Annotated in this window: 21 protein-coding genes and 4 tRNA genes; 9 read left to right on the top strand and 16 right to left on the bottom strand. The window is 36.5% G+C overall.

The window, feature by feature from the left end; genetic code table 11:
* Nucleotides 1–89: 89 nt before the first annotated feature.
* The 4 genes from MG290_RS08165 to pth form a co-directional block, all read right to left on the bottom strand.
* A tRNA-Ser gene (locus MG290_RS08165) sits at nucleotides 90–176 on the bottom strand.
* A gap of 37 nt (nucleotides 177–213) precedes the next feature.
* Nucleotides 214–645 (bottom strand): energy transducer TonB, encoded by a 432-nt coding sequence (locus MG290_RS08170; protein ID WP_264560842.1) that lies wholly within the window; start codon nucleotides 643–645, stop codon nucleotides 214–216.
* Nucleotides 646–691: 46 nt separating this feature from the next.
* Nucleotides 692–1,216 (bottom strand): hypothetical protein, encoded by a 525-nt coding sequence (locus MG290_RS08175; RefSeq protein WP_264560843.1) that lies wholly within the window; start codon nucleotides 1,214–1,216, stop codon nucleotides 692–694.
* A gap of 2 nt (nucleotides 1,217–1,218) precedes the next feature.
* Nucleotides 1,219–1,785: an aminoacyl-tRNA hydrolase gene (pth, locus tag MG290_RS08180; RefSeq protein ID WP_264563189.1), complete on the bottom strand. Its 567-nt coding sequence runs from the start codon at nucleotides 1,783–1,785 to the stop codon at nucleotides 1,219–1,221.
* A gap of 106 nt (nucleotides 1,786–1,891) precedes the next feature.
* On the opposite strand from pth, the gene cls reads away from it, so the two are divergent.
* The gene (gene cls, locus MG290_RS08185) at nucleotides 1,892–3,358 is read left to right on the top strand and encodes a cardiolipin synthase (RefSeq protein ID WP_264560844.1); all 1,467 of its coding nucleotides are present in this window, start codon (nucleotides 1,892–1,894) and stop codon (nucleotides 3,356–3,358) included.
* On the opposite strand, the gene MG290_RS08190 is transcribed toward cls, so the two are convergent.
* The 6 genes from MG290_RS08190 to MG290_RS08215 all read right to left on the bottom strand — a co-directional run bounded on the left by MG290_RS08190 (nucleotide 3,353) and on the right by MG290_RS08215 (nucleotide 10,794).
* Nucleotides 3,353–3,913: a hypothetical protein gene (locus MG290_RS08190; protein WP_264560845.1), complete on the bottom strand. Its 561-nt coding sequence runs from the start codon at nucleotides 3,911–3,913 to the stop codon at nucleotides 3,353–3,355. The genes cls and MG290_RS08190 overlap by 6 nt on opposite strands.
* A complete protein-coding gene (locus MG290_RS08195; protein WP_264560846.1) occupies nucleotides 3,891–4,463 on the bottom strand; it encodes a hypothetical protein in 573 nt (190 codons plus the stop codon). The genes MG290_RS08190 and MG290_RS08195 overlap by 23 nt, the downstream gene beginning before the upstream one ends.
* Nucleotides 4,464–4,608: 145 nt before the next feature.
* Nucleotides 4,609–6,009: an efflux transporter outer membrane subunit gene (locus MG290_RS08200; protein ID WP_264560847.1), complete on the bottom strand. Its 1,401-nt coding sequence runs from the start codon at nucleotides 6,007–6,009 to the stop codon at nucleotides 4,609–4,611.
* Nucleotides 6,010–6,011: 2 nt separating this feature from the next.
* Complete coding sequence (locus MG290_RS08205) at nucleotides 6,012–9,155, bottom strand: efflux RND transporter permease subunit (RefSeq protein ID WP_264560848.1); 3,144 nt, start codon at nucleotides 9,153–9,155, stop codon at nucleotides 6,012–6,014.
* Between the two features lie 12 nt (nucleotides 9,156–9,167).
* A complete protein-coding gene (locus tag MG290_RS08210) occupies nucleotides 9,168–10,322 on the bottom strand; it encodes an efflux RND transporter periplasmic adaptor subunit (RefSeq protein WP_264560849.1) in 1,155 nt (384 codons plus the stop codon).
* On the bottom strand, nucleotides 10,312–10,794 hold the full coding sequence (locus tag MG290_RS08215; RefSeq protein WP_264560850.1) for a hypothetical protein: 483 nt from the start codon (nucleotides 10,792–10,794) through the stop codon (nucleotides 10,312–10,314). Before MG290_RS08215 ends, MG290_RS08210 begins: the two co-directional genes overlap by 11 nt.
* A gap of 236 nt (nucleotides 10,795–11,030) precedes the next feature.
* On the opposite strand from MG290_RS08215, the gene MG290_RS08220 reads away from it, so the two are divergent.
* From MG290_RS08220 to MG290_RS08230, 3 genes are all read left to right on the top strand, one after another.
* Nucleotides 11,031–11,103, top strand: a tRNA-Gly gene (locus MG290_RS08220).
* Between the two features lie 38 nt (nucleotides 11,104–11,141).
* A tRNA-Gly gene (locus MG290_RS08225) sits at nucleotides 11,142–11,214 on the top strand.
* Between the two features lie 36 nt (nucleotides 11,215–11,250).
* Nucleotides 11,251–11,323 (top strand) — tRNA-Gly (locus MG290_RS08230).
* 38 nt (nucleotides 11,324–11,361) lie between these two features.
* On the opposite strand, the gene MG290_RS08235 is transcribed toward MG290_RS08230, so the two are convergent.
* Both MG290_RS08235 and aspS read right to left on the bottom strand, forming a co-directional pair.
* Complete coding sequence (locus MG290_RS08235) at nucleotides 11,362–12,288, bottom strand: hypothetical protein (protein ID WP_264560851.1); 927 nt, start codon at nucleotides 12,286–12,288, stop codon at nucleotides 11,362–11,364.
* Between the two features lie 97 nt (nucleotides 12,289–12,385).
* Nucleotides 12,386–14,140, bottom strand: a complete 1,755-nt coding sequence (gene aspS, locus MG290_RS08240; protein ID WP_264560852.1) for an aspartate--tRNA ligase — start codon at nucleotides 14,138–14,140, stop codon at nucleotides 12,386–12,388.
* A 239-nt stretch (nucleotides 14,141–14,379) separates the two neighbouring features.
* Between aspS and brnQ the strand changes: the two genes are divergently transcribed.
* Nucleotides 14,380–15,675, top strand: coding sequence for a branched-chain amino acid transport system II carrier protein (gene brnQ / locus MG290_RS08245; RefSeq protein ID WP_264560853.1), 1,296 nt, complete (start codon nucleotides 14,380–14,382; stop codon nucleotides 15,673–15,675).
* Between the two features lie 9 nt (nucleotides 15,676–15,684).
* A complete protein-coding gene (locus tag MG290_RS08250) occupies nucleotides 15,685–16,635 on the top strand; it encodes a hypothetical protein (protein ID WP_264560854.1) in 951 nt (316 codons plus the stop codon).
* A 92-nt stretch (nucleotides 16,636–16,727) separates the two neighbouring features.
* On the opposite strand, the gene MG290_RS08255 is transcribed toward MG290_RS08250, so the two are convergent.
* The gene (locus tag MG290_RS08255) at nucleotides 16,728–17,102 is read right to left on the bottom strand and encodes a hypothetical protein (RefSeq protein WP_264560855.1); all 375 of its coding nucleotides are present in this window, start codon (nucleotides 17,100–17,102) and stop codon (nucleotides 16,728–16,730) included.
* 136 nt (nucleotides 17,103–17,238) lie between these two features.
* The gene (locus tag MG290_RS08260) at nucleotides 17,239–18,387 is read right to left on the bottom strand and encodes an MFS transporter (protein ID WP_264560856.1); all 1,149 of its coding nucleotides are present in this window, start codon (nucleotides 18,385–18,387) and stop codon (nucleotides 17,239–17,241) included.
* A gap of 206 nt (nucleotides 18,388–18,593) precedes the next feature.
* Between MG290_RS08260 and MG290_RS08265 the strand changes: the two genes are divergently transcribed.
* Nucleotides 18,594–19,247 carry a DUF6891 domain-containing protein gene (locus tag MG290_RS08265; RefSeq protein ID WP_264560857.1) on the top strand — a complete coding sequence of 218 codons (654 nt, stop codon included), beginning with the start codon at nucleotides 18,594–18,596 and terminating at the stop codon, nucleotides 19,245–19,247.
* A gap of 36 nt (nucleotides 19,248–19,283) precedes the next feature.
* On the opposite strand, the gene MG290_RS08270 is transcribed toward MG290_RS08265, so the two are convergent.
* A complete protein-coding gene (locus tag MG290_RS08270) occupies nucleotides 19,284–19,790 on the bottom strand; it encodes a hypothetical protein (protein WP_264560858.1) in 507 nt (168 codons plus the stop codon).
* A gap of 107 nt (nucleotides 19,791–19,897) precedes the next feature.
* Between MG290_RS08270 and MG290_RS08275 the strand changes: the two genes are divergently transcribed.
* Both MG290_RS08275 and MG290_RS08280 read left to right on the top strand, forming a co-directional pair.
* Nucleotides 19,898–20,473 (top strand): DUF1572 domain-containing protein, encoded by a 576-nt coding sequence (locus tag MG290_RS08275; protein ID WP_264560859.1) that lies wholly within the window; start codon nucleotides 19,898–19,900, stop codon nucleotides 20,471–20,473.
* 1 nt (nucleotide 20,474) lies between these two features.
* On the top strand, nucleotides 20,475–21,200 hold the full coding sequence (locus MG290_RS08280) for a YqjF family protein (protein ID WP_264560860.1): 726 nt from the start codon (nucleotides 20,475–20,477) through the stop codon (nucleotides 21,198–21,200).
* 7 nt (nucleotides 21,201–21,207) lie between these two features.
* On the opposite strand, the gene MG290_RS08285 is transcribed toward MG290_RS08280, so the two are convergent.
* Nucleotides 21,208–22,278: an NADH:flavin oxidoreductase/NADH oxidase gene (locus tag MG290_RS08285; protein ID WP_264560861.1), complete on the bottom strand. Its 1,071-nt coding sequence runs from the start codon at nucleotides 22,276–22,278 to the stop codon at nucleotides 21,208–21,210.
* Between the last annotated feature and the right edge of the window lie 286 nt (nucleotides 22,279–22,564).

Below are 22,564 nucleotides of genomic sequence, written 5' to 3' on the forward strand. Positions count from 1 at the left end.
AGTTTTCAAAATAAATGCTTTCAGCAGCGTGTGGGTTTTGTTATTGGAAATTAAAAAAACCGACTACTGTCGGCTTTTAATACTGTTAGCAGAGAGGAAGGGATTCGAACCCTCGATGCAGTTACCCACATACAAACTTTCCAGGCTTGCTCCTTCAACCACTCGGACACCTCTCTTTATGGTTGCGAAGGTACATTTTATTTTCTTAAAAAACTATTCTAAAGCTAAACGAATGGGAATACGAAAACGAATACGCTCTGGTTTTCCATCAATCAAAATAGGTTTCAACCTTAATCTTTTTACAACGCGAATAGCTTCCAAATCACATTCTTTACAAACGCTTTTTCTAATAGTAGCTTGCTGAACGGTGCCGTCTTTTTCTACTACAAAATCTACGTAAATTGTTCCTGTAATTCCTTCATCTAAAGCTTGGTCTGGATAGCTGAAATTTTCGGCTACAAACCGGTGTATTGTTTTACCTGTAAGTGTTATATAATCTGAAGCATTTCCGTTAATAATACTGTCGTTAGTTGAATTACTCACAGGAGCTTCAACAACTCCTTTTTCTTCAGGAGCTGGAGGTATAATTTGAGAAAATCCTGCCCAGGAAAATCCCATTATAATAAGTGCTACAATTTTTCTCATAAAATAAATATACAAAAAAAGATGTCTGAAAAGACATCTTTAGAACTTATTCTACAACAAACTCAACTTGTTCTATAACAGAGCTGTGAGGTGCTTTGAACGACAATTTTATTTTTGTCTGTTTTTCAGAATGATCTACCTTCAAGGTTCCTTGTGTGATTTTGTAATATCCTGCTTCGCCTTTGCAATAACAATGCTTGCCGTAAACTAATTTTACATCTTGCAAAGCAGCATCTTTATATTCTTTTTTAAAGGCTTTTGCCGGAATTTCCATAAACAATTCTTCTTTGTAAAAATCGTCAGCATAATTTTCTTTGGCTTTGTTTCGATCGTAGCTGTATTGTATTAAAACCGTTTCAGGGTTGAAATTAGTTTGCGGATATAACTGCTCAAAACCATTCAAATTCAAGCCTTTTTCAAATTCACGAGTAGCTGATACTTTTCCATTTTCGGGAGCAACAGAAACCATTGTTACTTTTTTACCTAACCAATTGGTAGATTCTACGCCTTTTACAGTGTTACAACTTGTTGCCAAAGCAGCGATTGTAAGTAGTGATAAAATTTTTTTCATTTTTATTTGCCATTATAATTATTCATTGCATTGTTTAAACCCGCCAAAGCGAATTCTTTCACCGCTTGCGAAACCACGTTTAAACGTTCTTTTAAAGCAGTTGTTTCTTCATCGGTCCAATCGCCCAACACATAATCAACCTGCTGTCCTTTTTTAAATTCATCCGAAATTCCGAAACGCAAACGCGGATATTCTGAACTATTCAAAATCAGCTGGATATTCTTCAAACCATTGTGTCCGCCGTCTGAACCTTTTGCTTTAATGCGTATGGTTCCAAATGGTAAATTTAAATCATCTGTAATAACCAAAACATTTTCTTTGGCAATTTTTTCTTTATCCATCCAATATTGCACCGCTTTGCCCGACAAATTCATGTATGTGTTGGGTTTTAGCAAAAGTAAAATTTTGTTTTTTACTTTAATCTGTGTCAAAGCTCCCAATTTCACGGTTTCAAAAGTTGCACCGGCTTCGTTCGCCATAAAATCAACCGCCTTAAATCCAATATTGTGGCGCGTATTCACATATTCGGCACCAATGTTTCCTAGGCCAACAATTAAATATTTTTTCATTTGATGTGTGTTGCTTTCTGTTGTAGGTTTTTTAAACCATTTTGTAAAAAAATTCATTGCAAATGTATTAACAATTAGCTAATTTAGAATAAAACAACAACAAGTTATGGAAAACTTACTTACAATTTGGGAATTTGTTAAAGAATGGTATTGGATTCCGTTAACTTTGTTAAACATCACAGCGTTTATCACCATTTTAATAGAAAACGGCAAACCCGAAAAAACGATTGCATGGTTAATGGTCATTGTTTTTATTCCGCTTGGCGGGGTGTTGTTGTATTACTTTTTCGGACAGAAATTTAAAAAAGAAAAATATTTTAAGCGATTAGACAGCCGCTATAAAAATCGATTTGAAGAACGCTGGAGCGATTTAGCACCATTTATTTCGAACGAAATTAGACTTACCGAAACCTATGACAATCATTTGAATGATGTGTTTGAATATTTGGTGCACACAAAAACATCAATTCCTACATCAAACAACCAAGCAGCGCTCTTGACAAACGGCGAAGAAAAATTTGCTGTTTTATTAGCGGATCTGCAACAGGCAAAACATCATATTCATCTAGAATATTATATTTTTGAGGAAGATCAAATCGGCAAGCAACTTTTGGCTATTTTGGTGGATAAAGCACAGCAAGGCGTTGAAGTACGTGTAATTATTGATGATTTTGGATCGACCGATTTGGCAAAAAAGCAAAATTTTTATCAGCAATTAGGTATTCAATTGGAAGTTTTTCTGCCTGTACGCTTTTCGTCTTTGGCAAACAGCAATTACCGTAACCACAGAAAAATCATCGTTATTGATGGGCTGATTGGTTATGTTGGGGGCATTAACATTTCAGACAAATACATCAATCCAAATAAATTCAACCTGTATTGGCGCGATACAGCAATAAGAATTCATGGCGATGCTACCAAAATGTTGCAGGCACAGTTTTGGCTGCATTGGCAAAGCATTTCAGCAAAATCGTTTGCTTTGAATGACAACTATCTGCCGGAAGTTCAAACCGTTTTTGAAAAGAAATTGCCCGTAACGTTTGCTTTTTCATCGCCCGGTGATACGCCTCCGTATGTGATGGAAGCTATGATATTAAGTATTCTGGCAGCACAAAAAAGCATTCAGTTGTGCACGCCATATTTTATTCCTACCGAATCGTTTAAAACCGCTTTGTTAGTGGCTGTTTCAAAAGGAGTACAAGTTTCGTTGATGCTTCCTTCCAAAAGTGATTCCGCAATAGTTCAGGCTGCATCATTATCGTTCCTTAAACCATTTTTGAATCGTGGCATGAAGGTTTATTTGTACAAAAAAGGCTTTATTCATGCCAAAACAATATGTATCGATGGATTGTTAAGCTACGTTGGAACCACCAATTTAGATGCACGCAGTTTTTTAATTAATTTCGAACTTTCGGCGGTTGTTTTAGACAAAACCATTGCCGAACAATTAACCCAGCAATTTGAAAAGGATATTTTAGGAAGCACATTGTTTACTGCCGAAATCTGGAAAAACGAGAAGTGGTATTACAAAGCATTTGCTTCGATTTGCAGGTTGTTGTCGCCTTTGTTATAGAAGCTTCGCAATCCTCATACCCGCAATCTGTTGCATTCCGGTTGGTTTTGTTACGTGATCGTATTTTGGACTTTTATTAATATCAATATTCGATGTTGGCAGAATTTTAACCCAAAGAGAGATTTCATCGTTTTTTTGCAGTTGCACTTCGGTTGGGGCAATTAAAAGTCCAGAAGCAACATCAAAATTTCCGTAGCTGAATCTAAATTCGGTTTTACCCAAAATTTCTTCGGTGGGCATTTGTGCATTTTTAATCAGATACAATTCCATGTGAATACTGTCTTTAGACGAACTGCCCATTACACCCGGATTGATGTTTGCAAAAGCAGAAACTTCAAACGTGCCCGATGAGGAAACGGTAATTTTATCGTTTAAAAACTGGGTGATTTTATTGTAAACTACATCAACCGGCTGAAACTTTAACTGTTGCATAACCGACGGTGTGTTTTCTAAATGAATGCTTCGGATACTTCGAATATAAAACGATTTTTCTTGAGCAAATACGCTAAATCCAACCAAAAAAATTAAAACCCTAATAATATCTTTGAAACCCATCTTGATCACTTATTAATTTTATAGTCATTGCAAACGAGGTGCAATTTTTGTTTTTTCGGTTGCAACCCAATTCACAGCTCAGTAGCGGATTACCTAACAATCCAGCGCTAATTGCACCTGCCACCACTGCATCTTTTGATAGATAAACAATAGTTGGATGCACTTCTATCCGCGAAAATTCATCTTGATTGTCTTGATCAAACGATTTTCGGGTTGCTGCAACGTATTCTTCTACTCCATCGAAAATTTGAACAATTCCAAAATTCACACCGGCTCTGTTGAATTTTATCACACTTGTGCTAGGATTAAAATAAAATGATGCTGATAGTTCATAATAACCGTCTTCGGGTATGATTAATTTTTCTGTATTTGCATCTATTAAAAATAATGTGTTTAGTGTAATATCGGCTTTATCCATTTGAATGTAATGAAATGTTTTATCGGTTCCCGGACGCAGGTTAAAAAACTGTTGTTTATTACTTTTATACGAGAATGTTTCTTGCGAAAAAATCGTCAGAGGAAAAAACACTAAAAACAAAAGAAATCTCATGTTGTTTTCTTTCAAAGATACAAAAATTTAAAAACTCATTAGTTCTGTCAAGAGCTCACAGGTTTTAAAAACCTCTAAAGTCTAAATTAAAAAAATAATGCAGCCAAAATTAGCTGCATTAATCACTTATATAAATAGAAAAAAATTACTCTACACCGCCACCCATTGCTTTGTATAGTTGTATGTTGGCATTCCACAAATTATACTGCGTGGTAATAATATTCAACTGCGCATTCAGTTCGCTTTCTGTTGCAGTTAAAACCTCCAAATAGCTTGCCATACCATTGTTCAACAATTCTTGCGAGTAATTTACAGCCGTGGAATAAGCTTCAGCTTCTTTCTGCTTTAAAACTAATTTTTTATTGTTGATATCGATGGCATACAACGCATCCGAAATTTCTTTGCTGGCATTTAGAACCGTTTGTTTGTATTCTAAAAATGCTTTTTCCTGATTTGATAAGCTGATTTCATATTGCGTGCGGATTTGTCTTCCGTTTAAAACAGGTTGTGCAATTCCGGCTACGATACTTGCAAAAAACGAAGTAGGATCAAACAATTTTTCAAACTCAACCGATTGTAATCCGCCGCTTGCCGTTAATTTTAATGTAGGATAAAAACTTGCTTTGGCAACATTCGTCAATTCAAAAGCATTTCTAAAGCCCAATTCGGCAGCTTGAATATCGGGTCTGTTGTTTAAGGTTTCAATCGAAACACCTTCTTCTGTATCAACATTTAACTGTAAATCTGCAAAAGTTGATCGTTCGATCGCTTTAGGAAACATTCCCTTTAAAATACTCAACGAATTTTCTTGCTGCTTGATGTTATTTTCGATATCCAACAACAAAGCTTGCGCACTTAAAACTTGTGCTTCGGTTTGTTTCACGGCAACTTCTGTTACGCGCCCGGCATCTTTCAATGCTTTATTGGTTTCTAAACTTTTGTTGCGGTTTTCAATGGTTTTTAGTGCCACCTGTTTCTGTGCATCTAAAGCCAATAAATTGTAATAAGTTGATGCAACCATTGCAATCAGCTGCGTTTTTACAGCTTTGTGTGCTGATACCGTTTGCAGATAGGTGGCTTCGGCTGCCAATTTTTTGCTTGTGATTTTTCCCCAAATATCGGCTTCCCAACCTAAACTTCCGGTAATATCAAACTGATCCAATCGCTGACGCTGACCTAAAATTCGACCAAACTGTGTATTGATAGAGTTTACAGAATGTGTGTAATTTGTACCGATTGTAAATGTTGGCAAATGTCCCATTCTGCCTTGAGACAGATACGATTGTGCTTGATTGATATTTTCTAACGCTACACGAATATCAATATTATTTTCTAACGCTGTTTGAATGTGTTGCTGTAAAGCGGTATCGGTAAAAACCTGCTGCCACGGCAATACACTTTGTACGGCACTGTCTTTAACAACCTCGTTTGTATTGAAGGATGCGTTTTCCCAGGCATTCGGTTTTTGATAATCTTTTGTAGCAATACATGATTGTAACGAAACAGCTGTAATTGCCACAAAGGCTGTTTTATATATAGTATTCATATTTATTCTTCTATTGCTTTTTGATCGAATTTCACGGGTTTAATTTTCTCTTGTAATGCTTGAAAAATCACAAACAAAACCGGAATGACAAACACTCCCAATACAGTTCCTATTAACAAACCAAATGCGGCACCGGTTCCAATAGAACGGTTTCCAATGTATCCCACACCACCTGCAAAAACCAATGGCATCAATCCTAAAATAAAAGCAAATGAAGTCATTAAAATCGGGCGTAAACGTGCTTTGGCTCCGTCAATAGCTGCTTGTAGAATAGTTTCGCCGTGTTTTCTTCGCTGCAATGCAAATTCTACAATTAAAATGGCGTTTTTGGCGAGCAATCCCACGAGCATGACCAGTGCAATTTGGAAATAGATGTTGTTTTCTAAGCCTGCGATTTTTTGTGATATAAAAGCACCCATAATACCTGTTGGCAACGATAAAATTACCGCAAAAGGTAACATATAACTTTCATATTGTGCTGCCAAAATAAAGTAAACAAACACGATACACAAGGCAAAAATTAAGATGGTTTGCGAACCTGCATTGATTTCTTCACGGGTTAATCCGGTAAAATCTATTCCGTAATTAGTTGATAAATTTTGTTCGGCAACCTCTTGAACAGCTCTGATGGCATCGCCCGAAGAATAACCTGGTTTTGGAGCTCCGGATACGTTTGCCGATGTGAACAAATTGAAACGATTGACCGATTGCGGACCATATACTTTTTCTAAAGTTACAAATTGACTTAAAGGTGCCATTGCCCCAGAAGCCGTGCGAACAAACATACCGTTCAGACTGGATACATTTTGGCGATCGCCAGGCAATGATTGCAACATCACGCGGTATTGTTTACCAAAACGGGTGAAATCGCTCACATAATTACCACCAATGTATCCTTGCAATGCAGAAAATATGTTGCTTACCGATACGCCCGATTGTTTGGCACGAACAATATCTAACTTAATTTCGTATTGTGCATAATTGGTGTTGAAAGGTGTTTGTGCATACATAATTTCCGGACGTTGCATCAGCGCGTTGATGTATGCTTGAGTAGTTTTGTCAAAATCTTTTAAATCACCACCCGATTTGTCTAGTAATTTCAATTCAAATCCACCAGAAAAACCAAATCCGGGGATGCTTGGTGGCTGAAAGAAAATCATTTTGGCTTCTGGGAAATTTTTCCCAGCTAACCCAAACAATTTACCAATTACTGCATCAGTTGCTTTATCATCTGTAGTACGTTTTGCAAAAGGTTCCATTTTTATCAACATGAAACCATAGTTAGATCCTGAACCAGAAATAATGCTTCGACCTGAAATAACAGTTACCGATTCAATACCCGGGATTTTTTCGGCTTGTTTACTAAATTCACGTTCCAATTTATAAACTCGGTCAACCGACGCACCCGCGGGTAATTCCACATTACCCATAATAAATCCGCGGTCTTCACTTGGTACAAATCCTGCCGGCATGGTTTTGTTTGCAAGGTATGCCCCTCCTAAACAAGCTGCCAAAATGATAAAAGTTACCCATTTGTGTTTGAATAAGAATTGAAACGATTTACCATATTTATTAGTCATTGCATTGAACGAATTGTTGAACGCATCGAAAAATCGTTGAATAAAACTACGTTTTTTACCGTGTGTAGCATCGTGCTGTTTTAGGAACAACGCACACAACGCCGGACTTAACGTTAATGCGTTTACTGCCGAAATGGCAATTGCAACAATCAACGTTACACCAAATTGTTTGTAGAAAACTCCGGTTGGTCCGCTAATAAACGTAACCGGAATAAACACCGCACACATTACCAAGGTGATGGAAACAATGGCCCCCGATATTTCGCCCATTGCATTTGTAGTAGCAGTGGTGGCGTCTTGGCCGGTTTCTTCCATTTTTGCGTGCACGGCTTCCACTACCACAATAGCATCATCTACCACAATACCAATGGCGAGCACCAGCGCAAACAGCGTTAAAAGGTTTAAGGAGTATCCGAACAAATTCAAAAAGAAAAAAGTTCCAATAATCGATACCGGCACTGCAATCAAAGGCACTAAAGTAGATCTAAAGTCTTGTAGAAAGATATACACCACAATAAATACCAAAATAAATGCTTCAATTAAAGTGGTTACAACTTTATCGATCGAAGCATCTAAGAATTCATTGGAATCTAAATTGATTTTGTATTTAATGCCTTCCGGTAGATTTTTTTCAATGGTTACCAACTCTTTTTTAATCTCGTTGATGATATCTTGCGCATTGGATCCCGGTGTTTGATAAATTGCCATTGCAACCGCCGGATTTCCATTCAGCTCTGAATAACCACCATAGGTTTGCGCACCCAATTCAATATCAGCCACATCTTTTAAACGAAGCACTTGGCCGTTTTCCATTGATTTTATCACAATATCTTCATATTGCGTTTCGGTTTTATACTTACCGCTGTATTTAATGATGTACTGAAACGATTCTCCAGAGTTTTCCCCCAACTGACCCGCTGCAGCTTCTAATGATTGTTCGTTGATTGCTGCACTCACATCGGCAGGTACCAAACCGTGAGCAGCCATTTTTACAGGGTTTAACCACACACGCATAGAATAGTTTTTTGCACCAAAAGCAGTTGCGTCGCCCACACCATTTACCCTTTTAAGTTCGGGTATAATGTTGATATTCATGTAATTTTGAATATAAGTGGCATCGTAGTTTTCATTTTCAGAATAAAACGACAAAAACATCAACGATGAGGTTTGCTGTTTTTGAGTGGTAACGCCCGATCGCGTAACTTCTGTAGGCAATAAAGGGGTTGCACGCGCCACCCGGTTTTGAACATTCACGGCAGCAATATCAGGATCGATACCTTGTTTAAAAACAATTTGAACCGATGCTGAACCATCGTTACTAGCGGTAGAAGTTAGGTAATCCATACCTTCCACACCATTAATTTGTTCTTCAATAGGAACAATAACACTCTCTAGAACCGTTTGAGCGTTTGCTCCGGGATACGAAGCAGCTACCTGAACAGTTGGTGGTGCAATATCTGGGTATTGAGTAACCGGTAAAACGGTCAACCCCAAAATACCCAAAATGACTATTAAAATAGAAATAACCGTAGATAATACGGGTCTTTCAATAAACGTTTTTAGCATAATATTTTTCGATTAAAAAACAGGTTTTATAGCATTTACAATAGTGTCGAAATTGGCTTTTTTAGGCTTAATGGCTGTTTGGTTTCTTAAAGTTCCCACGCCGCTCACCACTACTACATCGCCTGTTTTAATGCCTTTATTCACGATAATCATGTTATCCACACGATCTACCACATTAATTACTGTTGAAACAGCAGTGTCGTTAACCACTTTGTAAACATTCACCTTTCCTTGTTGCTCGTACGAGGCTACTTCGGGCACTACCAAAACATTAGTATATTTTTTAGGTAAACGAATGGTTCCGCTGTTTCCGTTGCTCAATAATTTGTTAGGATTTTTAAAAGCTACGCGGAATTGAACTGTTCCTGTTGCAGCATCAATCTGACCTGACACGGTTTCGATCTTGCCTTTTTCAGAATAAATACTTCCGTCTGCTAATTGCAATTCCACCTCTGGTAAATCTTTAATTTTTTCGGATAAAGAAGTTCCGGGGGTTGCATTTAAAAACTCAAAATACTCTTTTTCGTTCATTGAAAAATACGCGTAAACCGAACTGATATCAGCAATGGTGGTTAATGCCATTTGATCTGTTGGGCCAACCAAGCTTCCTTTTTTCAAAGGCAATTGCCCCACAATTCCGCTTATTGGCGCACGAACCACCGAATAATCAACATTTGCGCTAGCCGAACCAAAATTAGCTTTTGCCTGTGCCAACATACTTTTTGCCGATGCCAGATTTGCCTTTGCGGTTTCTAACTGCACATTGCTAATGATGTTTTTCTGAACCAAAGGAATCAGTTTATCAACCTCAACCTGTGCTACATTTACATTTGCCTGCGCAACCGCAATACCCGATTTTGCAGCACTTGCCGTTTCTGCCAAATTATTAGCTTCTAACTTAAACAATGGTTGTCCTTTGCTCACCACTTGTCCTTCATGTACATAGACTTCTTGTATATATCCTTGAATTTTTGCACGAACATCGTTGTTTATTTTTCCTTGTATAGTAGCTGGAAAAGTGGTGTATCCAACCACATCTTTAGTAGTTGCAGCAACCACATCTAAAGCAGGGGCAGCTGCTTTTGGGGCTTCTTCTTTTTTGGAACAACCAATTGTTGCCGTTCCAATTAGCACCATAAATAGGGCTTTTAGCGTATTATTCTTCATTTGGTTTAATATGGAGTTTTAGGTTTTGAATTGTTTTTTCTATTGAATTTATTGCATCATCTAAATGCAAAATGTAAAAATTAAATGCTTCGGGCTTAAAAAGTGTGGTGGCGTTTGTTTTTTTGTATTCTCGAATTTTGGTGTACACCTTTTTTTCTTCGGTTAATCGTTCTTTAACATCCTCCATCCGTTTTAAAAAAAGATTTCTGTTGATTCTAAAGTATCGTTTACGCTCGTTTTCCTTTTTGTATTGTTCGATAAAATTCATTTCGATCAATGTATTTAAACTATGTGAAATGGAACTTTTGCTAGATTGAAGTAATTCCAACAAATCATCGAACGATAAACCGTCTGTGCAATTGTTAAATACCAGCAATGCATAAAGGCGCGCCGTTAGGGGCTGCATTTTATGAAATCGTTCGTAATGTGCCGAAGTTTCTTTAAACAAATCGAGATCTAATACCTTATGCATGTTAATTTTTTGTGCAAATTTACCCTTAGTTCGGCAATCACCGAACTAAAACTTGTTAATTTTTTATTAAATCTAAATAATAAATTACCTCAACCACATAACCATTTGATTATTTTACAATTACACCAAAAACACATTTTTTTCACTAAAAAACCTCAAAAAAAATTTGCTTGTACTATTTATTTATAGCTATATTTGCAAACACAAAATCAGGCGGAGATTTAAAAACCGTATATGCGGAAGTAGCTCAGTTGGTAGAGCGTCAGCCTTCCAAGCTGAATGTCGCGAGTTCGACCCTCGTCTTCCGCTCTTGGAAAATCAAACGAAGATTTAAAAATCGTAAAAATGCGGAAGTAGCTCAGTTGGTAGAGCGTCAGCCTTCCAAGCTGAATGTCGCGAGTTCGACCCTCGTCTTCCGCTCTTGGAAAATCAAACGAAGATTTAAAAATCGTAAACGCGGAAGTAGCTCAGTTGGTAGAGCGTCAGCCTTCCAAGCTGAATGTCGCGAGTTCGACCCTCGTCTTCCGCTCTTGGAAACAAAAAACCTCATCAAACGATGAGGTTTTTTTATTCTATAAATTTTAGTTCTAAAATTTCTTGGTATCTTTTTGGTAGCAGAAAACGTTTCTTTTCAAAATCTATTCTAAACGAATATTTTTTATCGGTTTCTTTATCAATAAGAATAATCCAATTTTTTTCTCCATAAATAACATGGTTTCGATACGTTCCTTTTATTTGAAATGGCTTCTTAAATTCATTGGATGTAAAAATTGTATAACCTTCTTTTTTATTAACACTAAAATATTCCGGCATTAAACTCATTTCAGGCGGATAATCTTCTTTTTCTACTTCTGTAAATTCACCCGAAATAACTTCAAACATTCTGGATTCGTATTCGGTGTCTGACGGATATTCTTTTAAAAGCTTATAGTTTTTATCGTAAACATAAATGGCATCGTTGCCGTAAAAAATGGTCAGATATTCTTCTTTTTGAGTCCTTTTACGGAAAACCAAATTTTTATAAACCTTTTTTGCTTTAATATCTTTTACTTTCGGAGTTTTAAAGTTTGGCTTGACATATACTTCATACAACCCATCATATTTCACTATTAAATTGCCACCACCTCCTATTGCTTCTCGGTATTTCTTATTAAACGAGATTTTGTTTTTGGCATCTCTAGGAATAAAAACACTCTTATCATCTTTATAAAAATGCATATAGTAATTACCATTAAAGCGTAATTCTTCTTTAGTTGATGTATAGCTTTCTTTTTTTCCAGAAACTCGATCAACGAAAGTATATTCACCGCCATTTATTAAAGTTATTGGATCGAAATAAGAATTTCTATCACTGTAAGTTGGTTCGATAAATTCGTTTAAGGTGTTTATTTCTACTACCCCAAATTTGTCTTCGTACTGAAACGCTTCGTATTTTTCCTGAGCCATTACAGACAAACTGCAAATGCTTAAGAAAAGGATGATTATTTTTTTCATACAATTTTTTTCTATACCACAAATATAAGCGTTGATTTTCAAAAAAAAACTCTCAACAAACGTGTCGTTGAGAGTCTCTTTGAAATATTTAGTAAAACTATGCCTTTACATTCAGCATAATTGATAATTCATCCAATTGAGTGTTATCAATCGTTGCAGGTGCATCAATCATTACATCTCTACCTGAATTGTTTTTAGGGAATGCAATAAAATCGCGAATGGTTTCTTGACCGCCCAAAATAGCTGTTAATCGATCCAATCCAAAAGCCAAACCTCCGTGTGGTGGTGCACCAAACTGGAAAGCGTTCATTAAAAAGCCAAATTGTTCTTGAGCTTGTTCTGGTGAAAAACCTAAGTGTTTAAACATTAAAGCCTGCATTTCTTTGTCGTGAATACGGATCGATCCACCACCAATTTCGTTACCGTTCAATACCAAATCGTAAGCGTTTGCACGAACTTTACCCGGATCGGTGTCTAACAAGTGCATGTCCTCAGGTTTTGGCGATGTAAACGGATGGTGCATAGCGTGGAACCGCTCGGTTTCTTCGTCCCATTCCAACAACGGAAAATCAACAACCCACAAAGGTGCAAATTCGTTTGGTTTACGCAAGCCCATGCGGTTTCCTAATTCCATACGCAATGCCGATAATTGGGCGCGCGTTTTGTTTGCAGGACCTGATAAAACCAAGATCAAATCGCCTTCTTTTGCTTCGGTCGCTGCTGCCCATTTTGCCAAATCTTCTTGATCGTAAAATTTATCTACCGATGATTTGTATTGATTGTTTGCTTCGCATTTTACATACACCATGCCCGATGCACCTACCTGCGGACGCTTTACCCAATCAATCAACGCATCGATTTCTTTTCTTGTGTACGATGCTGCTCCCGGAACGGCAATACCAACTACTAATTCAGCCGAGTTAAATACCGGAAATTCTTTGTGTTGAGCCACAGCATTTAATTCGCCAAACTTCATTCCAAAACGGATATCCGGTTTGTCGTTCCCGTATGTTTTCATGGCTTCATCAAAAGTCATACGTGGGAATTTTTCAATTTCTATGTTGTGGATTTTCTTTAATAAATGTCGTGTTAATCCTTCAAAAACATTTAAAATATCTTCTTGTTCGATAAACGACATTTCGCAATCGATTTGTGTAAATTCTGGCTGGCGGTCGGCACGTAAATCTTCGTCACGGAAACATTTCACAATTTGGAAATATTTATCCATTCCGCCTACCATTAATAACTGTTTAAAGGTTTGTGGCGATTGTGGTAAAGCATAAAACTGTCCCGGATTCATACGTGAAGGCACCACGAAATCGCGCGCACCTTCGGGCGTTGACTTAATTAAATAAGGCGTTTCAACCTCGCAGAAATCTAGATTAGAAAGATAATTACGAACCTCTTGCGTTACTTTGTGGCGAAACAACAAACTGTTTTTAACCGGGTTTCTGCGAATATCCAAATAACGGTATTTCATACGAATATCCTCACCGCCGTCAGTTTCGTCTTCAATGGTAAATGGCGGCAATTGCGACTCGTTTAGAATGGTGAGTTGTTTCACTAAAACCTCGATTTCGCCCGTTGGAATATTGCTGTTTTTAGATTCACGTTCAATCACCGTTCCTTTAACCTGAATAACAAATTCACGACCTAATGATTTGGCAAGTTGCATAACAGATGCTTCGGTGCGCGATTCATCGAAAATTAATTGGGTGATGCCGTATCGGTCGCGTAAATCAACCCAAATCATAAAACCTTTATCACGCGATTTTTGAACCCATCCCGCAAGGGTAATTTCTTTATTTACATCGGCTAAACGCAGTTCGCCGCAATTGTGACTTCTGTACATTTTTCTAAAAAAATTGTTTGTGCAAATGTACAATTTTGTGTGTGATTTATCACAATTGTGTTGTAATTGATTGGATAGGAACATAATTTCTTTTAACATGAAATTTCGATGTTTGATGGATTTTGAGCCAGAGTAATTGTTTTAATGATTGTAAAAATTAGATTTTATAACACAAAACATAATGTTTTGTTAAAAAAAATAAGTATGTTTGAAAAAAATGAAAATAAATTGGAGAATTCATGGATGTAAGAAAACGTAAAACCATCCTTTTTCTTGGGATGGCATTATTTGCTATGTTTTTTGGTGCGGGAAACTTATTATTACCTGCCTATTTAGGTTTTCAAACCCGAACGGATTGGACCTTTACCTTTACCGGATTTTCGCTTACTGCTATTTTGGCGCCAGTTTTGGCGATTTTTGCAGTAGCTGTTTCTGGTAATTATTTCACCGATTTGGGCGCACGTGCCAACGTGAAACTGGCCTATCTTTTATCGTTAATAAATGTGCTTTGTATTGGCCCCTTAATCGCTTTGCCAAGAGCCGGGGCGTCGGTTTTTGAAGTTGCCATTCAGCCTATCATACCAACAGCGCAGCCGGTTTGGGTGTGTGTGTTGTTTTTTGGAGCGGTAATGGTGGCATCGTTTTCACTCAATAAAATTACGGGAATTTTAGGAAAGATTTTTGCGCCCCTTTTACTGTTTTTTTTAGTGCTACTAATTCTTCCGGGACTTTTTATGGGAACCACTTTAGACACTTTGCCCACGGTGATTGAAGACCGCTTTTATGTTGGTTTTCAGGAAGGCTATCAAACAATGGATGTATTGGCAGGTTTGATTTTTGCCGTACTTTTAATTGCAGGTGCCAATCGCAAAGGATACACACATACAAAGGATAAAATTGACGTAGTGGTAAAATCGGCGCTCTTGGCTGCAGTTTGTATGCTGTTGGTGTATGGCGGGTTGTTTTATTTAGGGGCACATGCTCAAGCCAACGCATCCGATGTAACACGTTCTTCGTTGCTAATAAGCATTGCCACTCAGTATTTTGGTAGCAACGGTGTGTATTTAATTTCTTTACTAATGCTTTTGGCGTGTATAACAACAGCTATTGCATTAACAGCAGGTTCGGCAAACTTTTTTGAACGCTTAACGAAAGGAAAATTGGGTTATATAGAAGGAGTCATTTCTATTACCTTAATTTCTATTTTCTTAGCCATTACAGGTGTTGATACCATAATAGAATATGCGGCAGCTTTGTTGAATTTCATCTATCCGGTGACCTTGGTTCTTATATTGTCGGTATTGCTTTTTGGAAAAACAATCACCAACCAAAAACCTTATTTTATTACATTGGTAGTTACTATGGTGATTTCGTTTGTGCGGGTTTTAACCGGTTGGTTTCCAGAAGAAACTTTTTTAGCCAATCTGTTGCATGCCTTTCCAATGGCGCGATACAATTTAGAATGGGTTTTACCAGCTGTTTTAACTTTTGTTATAAGTTGCTTTGCTCTGGGAAGAAATTTGAATAGAAGATAAATCGCACAAATGAAAATAAAAAATGTTTCGCAATATGCGGGGTTTGTCTTAGGAATTTTATACGGTATTGCATTTAGATTGCTTTCAGATATGGATCATTTAAGTGGTTTGTATGATTTATTCAGTATCACATTTATATGGATAATCCCTACACTAATAGGTCTTTTTCCAATTTTGTTTTCATCGAACAAACTGTACTTATCACCCTTAAAACTATTTTTATACCCCATTATAAGTGTTTTTTTATTTTTAATCACCACTTACCTTACAGGTATAGAAGATGTTTTTTGTTTATTCATTGTGGGAATTCCTTGTTTTATTGCAGCTGGTGTTTTAGGAATTTTACTTGGTGCATTTCTAAAAGATAGAATAGTTAACAAAAAAATATATTCCATTTTTCTATTACCCTTGGTATTAAGCCCGGTAGAAAATATTTTTCCTAATAAGTCTCAGGTTTTTAAAGAAACCCATTCTGTTATCATTCATAAAAGTACATCAGCTATTTTTCCTAATTTATTAGAAGTACAACCTATTGATACAAACATATATGGGAATGGATTTTTTCAGACTGTTGGAATTCCTACACCAATAAACTCTAAAATTTATAGCAAAGATAGTTTGTTGTATCGGGTTGGATATTTTACAGATGATTTAAAGTTATACGAAAGCGTCGAAGAGTTAAAGGAAAATGATTTTGTGAGTTTTCAAGTGCATTTAGATAAGTCAGAATTAAGAGATAAACCCACGGATTTACACATAATGAAAAGTAAATATTTTAAATTCGGAAAAATAAGTTATGAATTAATACCTATTAATAATACTACAACCAAAGTTGTTTTATCATGCGAATATACCATCAATTCAAAAATGAATTTTTATGCAAACTTCTGGGCTAAAAGTATTATTGCCGACTTTGAAAAGCGTTTATTGAAAAGCATAAAAAGCAATTTAGAAGCTTAAGATTATTCTTGTTTTTGTTTAAAAAAGAAAACCCAACAAAACGTTACATTAGCAACGTTTTGTTGGGTTTTTCAAAAATTGATTAATGGGTATTATCTATCCGCATCAGCTGTCCAAGTAGCACCATCTTTTAAATACAATATGGTTAGATTGCTTGCATTGATTCGGATGTAGTGGGTTTCTGTTGATCCAATCATAACAGCAGTGTTTTCGTTTTTTTCGATTTCAACACCAGTGATATCTGGTATTCCGTCTGAAAACAGGAAGTTGTATTTATCACCTACTTTTACAACTTGAACATTTCCATTATCGTTCGATTTTGTTTCATCACTATTTGCGTAACTCACATTACCATTGTATCGACCAACAAAGAAATCATTGTTTGCAGGATCGTCATCATCACTACATGCTGTAAATACAAAGATTGATAAACATAAGATTCCAAAAATTTTTAAAACATTCTTCATAGCTTTTAAATATTTAATGTTACACCAAACAAAGTTCAATGATTGTGCCATGTGCCAAATACATGATTTTTAGCGCTTCGGCATCCATAAAATATTTAAAAAGTGTTCCTTTTTTCTACAAAAAGGGTAAAGCTGATTATTGATTTAAGAATTTTTTAAGATAAAAAGTTGCAAGCAATGCTCCTATAAATGCCATCCCCACACCCACAAGCACGGGTGCATTATAAGCAAAACCCAAAGTGATAGGAATGCCTCCAAAATATGCACCTAACGTATTGCCAATATTAAAACTAGCTTGCCCGGCGGCGGCGGCGATATTTTCAGAACCTTTTGCCGACGTAATCAGCATCATTTGCAAAGGCGAACCAATAGTAAAGGCCACCAATCCCGTACAAAATGCCATTATATAGGTCAACGATTCAATATGAGCCGTGAAATGAACAACCGTTAAAGTAACCGCCATCGTTAAAAAGCAACCAATTGCAGCTTTTGTAGGTGAAAAAGCATCGGCCAATTTTCCCCCTAAAATATTCCCGATAAACATTCCAAATCCAATCAAAATCATAATAATAGGAACATGACTTTCAGGAAGTTTGCCCACCTTTGTAACCATTGGCGCAATATAGGAAATCCAAGCAAATAAGCCGCCCGTTCCAATAGATATAATCGCTACAATAAGCCATGCTTTAGCACGTGTAAAATAGGATAATTGCTGTTTTAAATCGCCGTTTGCAGTATTGTTTAAAGCCGGCAACCAAAAATAAATGCTGGCAAAAGTGACCAAACCCAACAAAGCAATAATTGCATAGGTAATGCGCCACGAGAAATGATGACCAATATACGTTCCCAATGGCACACCGGCTAAGTTGGCAATCGTCATTCCAGTAAACATAAAGGCAATTGCTTGTGCTTCTTTTCCTTTTTTTGCTAATTGCGCTGCCACAACCGATCCCACACCAAAAAAAGCTCCATGGGGCAAGCCCGATAAAAACCGGCTACCGGCAAGGGTGTAATATTCAGGAGCAATTGCAAACAATCCGTTGAAAAAAACAAACAACAGCATTAAGAAAAGCAATACTTTTTTCGGCGCAATTTTTCCTGTAATCAATGTTAAAACAGGTGCACCAACCACCACTCCCAAAGCGTACAACGCAATAAAATGAGCCGCTTGCGTAATTTCTATTTGTTGGTCTTTGGCAATATCAGGCAAAATACCCATCATGGTAAACTCTGTCATTCCTATGGCCAAACCGCCAAAAGCCAAAGCAATCAATCCTTTGTTCATAGCTTCGTTTTATTAAGAATTTGCAAAGGTACAGCTTCCTTTATAAATAAGGGTTAGGTAAATAAAATCATTTTAAAACTTTAAAAAACAAATTTTTTGTCTTAAAATTGATAAAAAAAAGCATTCAGTATATTTAAAATTTAAAAGGAATTGATATATTCGTACAGTAAAATTTTAAAAAGTTAAAGGCTTTAAAGCAAATTTGTATGAAACAAAGTATGTCTGAAGATCAGCAATTTATTTTTGATTCGATTTACACACAAGTACGTTCTGGATTTTATAGTTTAGAAGAGATCCAAGCCAATATTATCGAAGAAATAGAGGATAATGGTTTTGAAGATGAAATTTCGGAGGAATGGGCACACGAACAAATAAACCAAGAGTATGAAACGCTTTTGAACGAAAGTAAAAATTGGGGTGAAGATACCCAAACCCAACGTTTAATTGCTGCTTTTGACGAGTTGGCGGAAAACAAAATCATTGCACTGCACTATGCCGGATTTACGATTGATGACGGGGAATATGAAGTGGTAGAAGTAGAACGCACTTTAATTGACAACGACGAAAAATCGGAAGGATATTGCTTTTATCACGGTCAAGATTTAGAACGCGCCGTTCGTGGCGAAGGACTGTATATTAGTTTTCAAAAAGTTAATAACGAAAGTGATGCTGTAAGCAAAGAAGTGGCAAAAAAAATCGTAGAAGTTTTAGAAAAACATGGTTTAAAAGTGGATTGGAACGGAAAAGCAGCCACACGTATTTTACTCCCAGATTTTAAATGGGAAAAAGTATATGATGAAGACGATCGCGATTTGTTGAATTACAACTATGTAATCGATGCGATTTTACTGAATAAATAAAAAAACCACTCAGCCGAGTGGTTTTTTTTGTGAAATTTATACAAAATCGATTAATAATTTATAAAAATCAATCAACGCATTTGCAGCACCAATTTTATCTTCAAATTCTAAATGATATTTACTGGCCACTTTCCATTTGCCATCTTTATAACTTGACACGATATGTGGTTCGAACGCATTTTGTTTAGCTATTTTTTCCAAACCACAATTAATAACTGTTTCTTGAAGGGTGTTTCTGAACGAGAGGTTGTTACATGAAATTTTCAGCATTTCTTTTTTCCGAGAAAATAAACTCATAAAATGATTCCGAGAGGTGATTTCAAATGAATGAAAATTACAATTACTTAATATCAAATCAACAGTCCCTAAGTTATAATTACCTAATTCATTGCGCATCTTTATTGTCATATTCTTGTAAGTAACTTCAATAATATATTCGCTAATAGGAAGTTTGCTCCCGCCAATCCCTCCAACTTTATAGTCGGTAAAAGAGAATAGCGCATTTTTATATGAATCGGCTAAAGCTTTATATTCATTTTGCATAGAGAAACAGATTAAGTGGTTCATAAAAATAATAACCTTATAATTATAAAAAAAATTTTTAGCAAGCTCTCATAAAATATTTATCTTTAAATGAAAAAATGTAGCAAATGGAATCAACATTTATAGAAAGTGTAAAAAAACAATTTGCCTATTACAAACACTTGGGTGATAAAACATTTGAACAACTGCATGAAACCGATTTTTTTTGGCAATTTAATGAGGAAAGCAACAGCATTGCCATTATAGTAAAACATTTGTGGGGAAATATGCTTTCGCGTTGGACCGATATTTTTACAACCGATGGCGAAAAAGAGTGGCGTAACCGCGATAGTGAATTTGAAGCCGATTTAAATTCTGCAAACGAAGTTTTAGAAAAATGGGAAGCTGGCTGGAACTGTTTGTTTGCAACCCTGAACAGCTTATCGGATGCTGATTTAAACAAAATCGTCTATATTCGAAATGAAGGGCACACGGTTCAAGAGGCTATTAACCGCCAACTAGCGCATTACCCTTATCATGTGGGACAAATTGTTTTTATTGGTAAAATGATTCAAAACAACAACTGGCACTCCTTATCAATTCCTCGGAATGAATCTCAGAAATACAATGCCAATAAATTTTCTACAGTGAAACAGCGCAAGCATTTTACCGATGATTTGTTAAACGATAAACACCAAAAATAATATGGGCTTATCAATCAAAAAAATACTAAAACAAACCCATCACCGCAGTTGGGATCCACCCAAGCATGGATATAGTTTTTACCAAGAGTGGAACCGTGCTTTGTTTTTTCATTGGAAGATAGATGCTGATGTGTTGCAAGAATTAATTCCCGATGGTTTAACTCTTGATTTGTTTAATGACGAAGCCTATGTTTCGTTAGTGGCTTTTAGCATGGAAAAAATCCGACCACGATTTTTGCCTGCATTTGCACCGATTTCTAATTTCGAGGAAATCAATCTGCGAACCTATGTGGTGAAAGACGATATTCCCGGTGTATATTTTTTAAGTATCGAAGCAAGTAAAATTATTTCGGTAGCTGTTTCAAAATTATTGTCGGTTTTGCCTTATGAGCATGCCGATATGTATCGGAACAACAAAGATTTTTTTCAATCAGCGTTTAATAAGAAACAATTTTCGTTTGAAGCTAAATATCAAATTAAAAACGAAATAACCAACAAAACCGACTTAGATTGTTTTTTAACCGAGCGCTATTGCTTGTATGTTGATGTCAATGAAAGTTTATATCGATACGATATCCACCATATTCCATGGCCGTTATATCATATAGATTTGTATCAATTAGAAACTAACTATGTGTTAGGCAATTTAGATTTAAACACTTTGCCTTTTAAAGTGCATTATTCTTCCGGCGTGCAAGTGGTTGCATGGAATAAAATACAGGTTTAGTTTTTGTTTAAAACGATTCTTTTCCGCGTTCATATTGGGGCGCCCAATCAATGGCAACATTCAGCTCGTTGGCAAAATCGTACACCAAATGCGGGTTCTGTAAAAAACCTCGTGCAATAGAAACAAAATCGGCTTCTTCTTTCTGCAAAATAGCTTCGGCTTGTTTCGCATGGGTAATTAAACCAACCGCACCTGTAATCATGTTTGTTTCGGTTTTAATGCGATTAGCAAAAGGAACTTGGTAATTTTCATGTTCCGGAATTTGTTGATGCGCCACCGCACCACCTGTTGAAACATCAATAACCTCCACATTTTTCTGCTTTAAAATGTGCGCCAATTTCACGCTCTCCAAACACGTCCATCCGCCTTCGGCCCAGTCGGTCGCTGAAATACGTACCCATAGCGACTGATTGGTAAGCACTTGCTGTACCTGCTCAACTATTTCTAGAAGAAAACGAATTCGGTTTTCAAAACTTCCGCCATATTCATCGGAACGGTTGTTAATTAAGGGCGAAAAAAATTGATGGATTAAATAGCCATGAGCCGCATGTAACTCCACCACATCATACCCAGCAGCAACCGCACGCTGTGCTGCCTGCTTAAATGCCTGAATGATTTCTTGGATATTTTGTTTGGTCAAAGCCACCGGTGGATGGTCTTTTTCGTGATAAGGTAGCGTAGAAACACCAACTGTTTGCCAGCCATGTTCATGTCCGGGTAAAAACTGGTTGCGGTTGATCCAGGGTTTGTTGGTAGATGCTTTTCTGCCTGCATGAGCCAGTTGAATACCTATTAAACTCCCTTGCGAGTGCACAAAATCTACTATGTTTTTTAATGCCGGTATTTGCGTATCGTTCCAAAGACCTAAATCGCCATAGGTGATGCGTCCTTCAGGAACCACTGCAGTAGCTTCTTGCATAATTAAGCCTGCTTTACCAATTGCAAACTGACCTAAATGCACCAAATGCCAATTGGTGGCAAGGCCATTTTCGGCAGAATATTGGCACATGGGCGAAACCACCATTCGGTTTTTTAATGTATGATTTTGTAGTTCTAAAGGTTGAAATAATAGGCTCATGGAACGTATTTGTTATGGAAACATAAAGTTAGGACTATTTTAAAGATATATGAAAAAGTTTGTGCTAAAACATTTTATTGTTTTGAATTTTTATTTTGACTTATTAATTTATCTTCTATATAATTTATTTATGAGTACTTGGTTCACTCCTTATCATTTTGATAATAGAATTGTGCCAAATACTTTGTTTTGATTGTGACCTATTTATTCGATAGTAAAATTCATCAAAGCTTAGATTCAACTAATAAATGTAACAGCACAAAAAAACCAAAAGGAAGCCATTTAA

It is taken from the genome of Flavobacterium sp. CBA20B-1 (assembly GCF_028473145.1).
GTDB lineage: Bacteria > Bacteroidota > Bacteroidia > Flavobacteriales > Flavobacteriaceae > Flavobacterium.

Excerpts from the sequence above, each read along its gene's own strand:
- MG290_RS08170 (WP_264560842.1), bottom strand. The coding sequence starts at position 645 with ATGAGAAAAATTGTAGCACTTATTATAATGGGATTTTCCTGGGCAGGA.
- MG290_RS08175 (WP_264560843.1), bottom strand. The coding sequence starts at position 1,216 with ATGAAAAAAATTTTATCACTACTTACAATCGCTGCTTTGGCAACAAGT.
- pth (WP_264563189.1), bottom strand. The coding sequence starts at position 1,785 with ATGAAAAAATATTTAATTGTTGGCCTAGGAAACATTGGTGCCGAATAT.
- cls (WP_264560844.1), top strand. The coding sequence starts at position 1,892 with ATGGAAAACTTACTTACAATTTGGGAATTTGTTAAAGAATGGTATTGG.
- MG290_RS08190 (WP_264560845.1), bottom strand. The coding sequence starts at position 3,913 with ATGGGTTTCAAAGATATTATTAGGGTTTTAATTTTTTTGGTTGGATTT.
- MG290_RS08195 (WP_264560846.1), bottom strand. The coding sequence starts at position 4,463 with ATGAGATTTCTTTTGTTTTTAGTGTTTTTTCCTCTGACGATTTTTTCG.
- MG290_RS08200 (WP_264560847.1), bottom strand. The coding sequence starts at position 6,009 with ATGAATACTATATATAAAACAGCCTTTGTGGCAATTACAGCTGTTTCG.
- MG290_RS08205 (WP_264560848.1), bottom strand. The coding sequence starts at position 9,155 with ATGCTAAAAACGTTTATTGAAAGACCCGTATTATCTACGGTTATTTCT.
- MG290_RS08210 (WP_264560849.1), bottom strand. The coding sequence starts at position 10,322 with ATGAAGAATAATACGCTAAAAGCCCTATTTATGGTGCTAATTGGAACG.
- MG290_RS08215 (WP_264560850.1), bottom strand. The coding sequence starts at position 10,794 with ATGCATAAGGTATTAGATCTCGATTTGTTTAAAGAAACTTCGGCACAT.
- MG290_RS08235 (WP_264560851.1), bottom strand. The coding sequence starts at position 12,288 with ATGAAAAAAATAATCATCCTTTTCTTAAGCATTTGCAGTTTGTCTGTA.
- aspS (WP_264560852.1), bottom strand. The coding sequence starts at position 14,140 with ATGTACAGAAGTCACAATTGCGGCGAACTGCGTTTAGCCGATGTAAAT.
- brnQ (WP_264560853.1), top strand. The coding sequence starts at position 14,380 with ATGGATGTAAGAAAACGTAAAACCATCCTTTTTCTTGGGATGGCATTA.
- MG290_RS08250 (WP_264560854.1), top strand. The coding sequence starts at position 15,685 with ATGAAAATAAAAAATGTTTCGCAATATGCGGGGTTTGTCTTAGGAATT.
- MG290_RS08255 (WP_264560855.1), bottom strand. The coding sequence starts at position 17,102 with ATGAAGAATGTTTTAAAAATTTTTGGAATCTTATGTTTATCAATCTTT.
- MG290_RS08260 (WP_264560856.1), bottom strand. The coding sequence starts at position 18,387 with ATGAACAAAGGATTGATTGCTTTGGCTTTTGGCGGTTTGGCCATAGGA.
- MG290_RS08265 (WP_264560857.1), top strand. The coding sequence starts at position 18,594 with ATGAAACAAAGTATGTCTGAAGATCAGCAATTTATTTTTGATTCGATT.
- MG290_RS08270 (WP_264560858.1), bottom strand. The coding sequence starts at position 19,790 with ATGCAAAATGAATATAAAGCTTTAGCCGATTCATATAAAAATGCGCTA.
- MG290_RS08275 (WP_264560859.1), top strand. The coding sequence starts at position 19,898 with ATGGAATCAACATTTATAGAAAGTGTAAAAAAACAATTTGCCTATTAC.
- MG290_RS08280 (WP_264560860.1), top strand. The coding sequence starts at position 20,475 with ATGGGCTTATCAATCAAAAAAATACTAAAACAAACCCATCACCGCAGT.
- MG290_RS08285 (WP_264560861.1), bottom strand. The coding sequence starts at position 22,278 with ATGAGCCTATTATTTCAACCTTTAGAACTACAAAATCATACATTAAAA.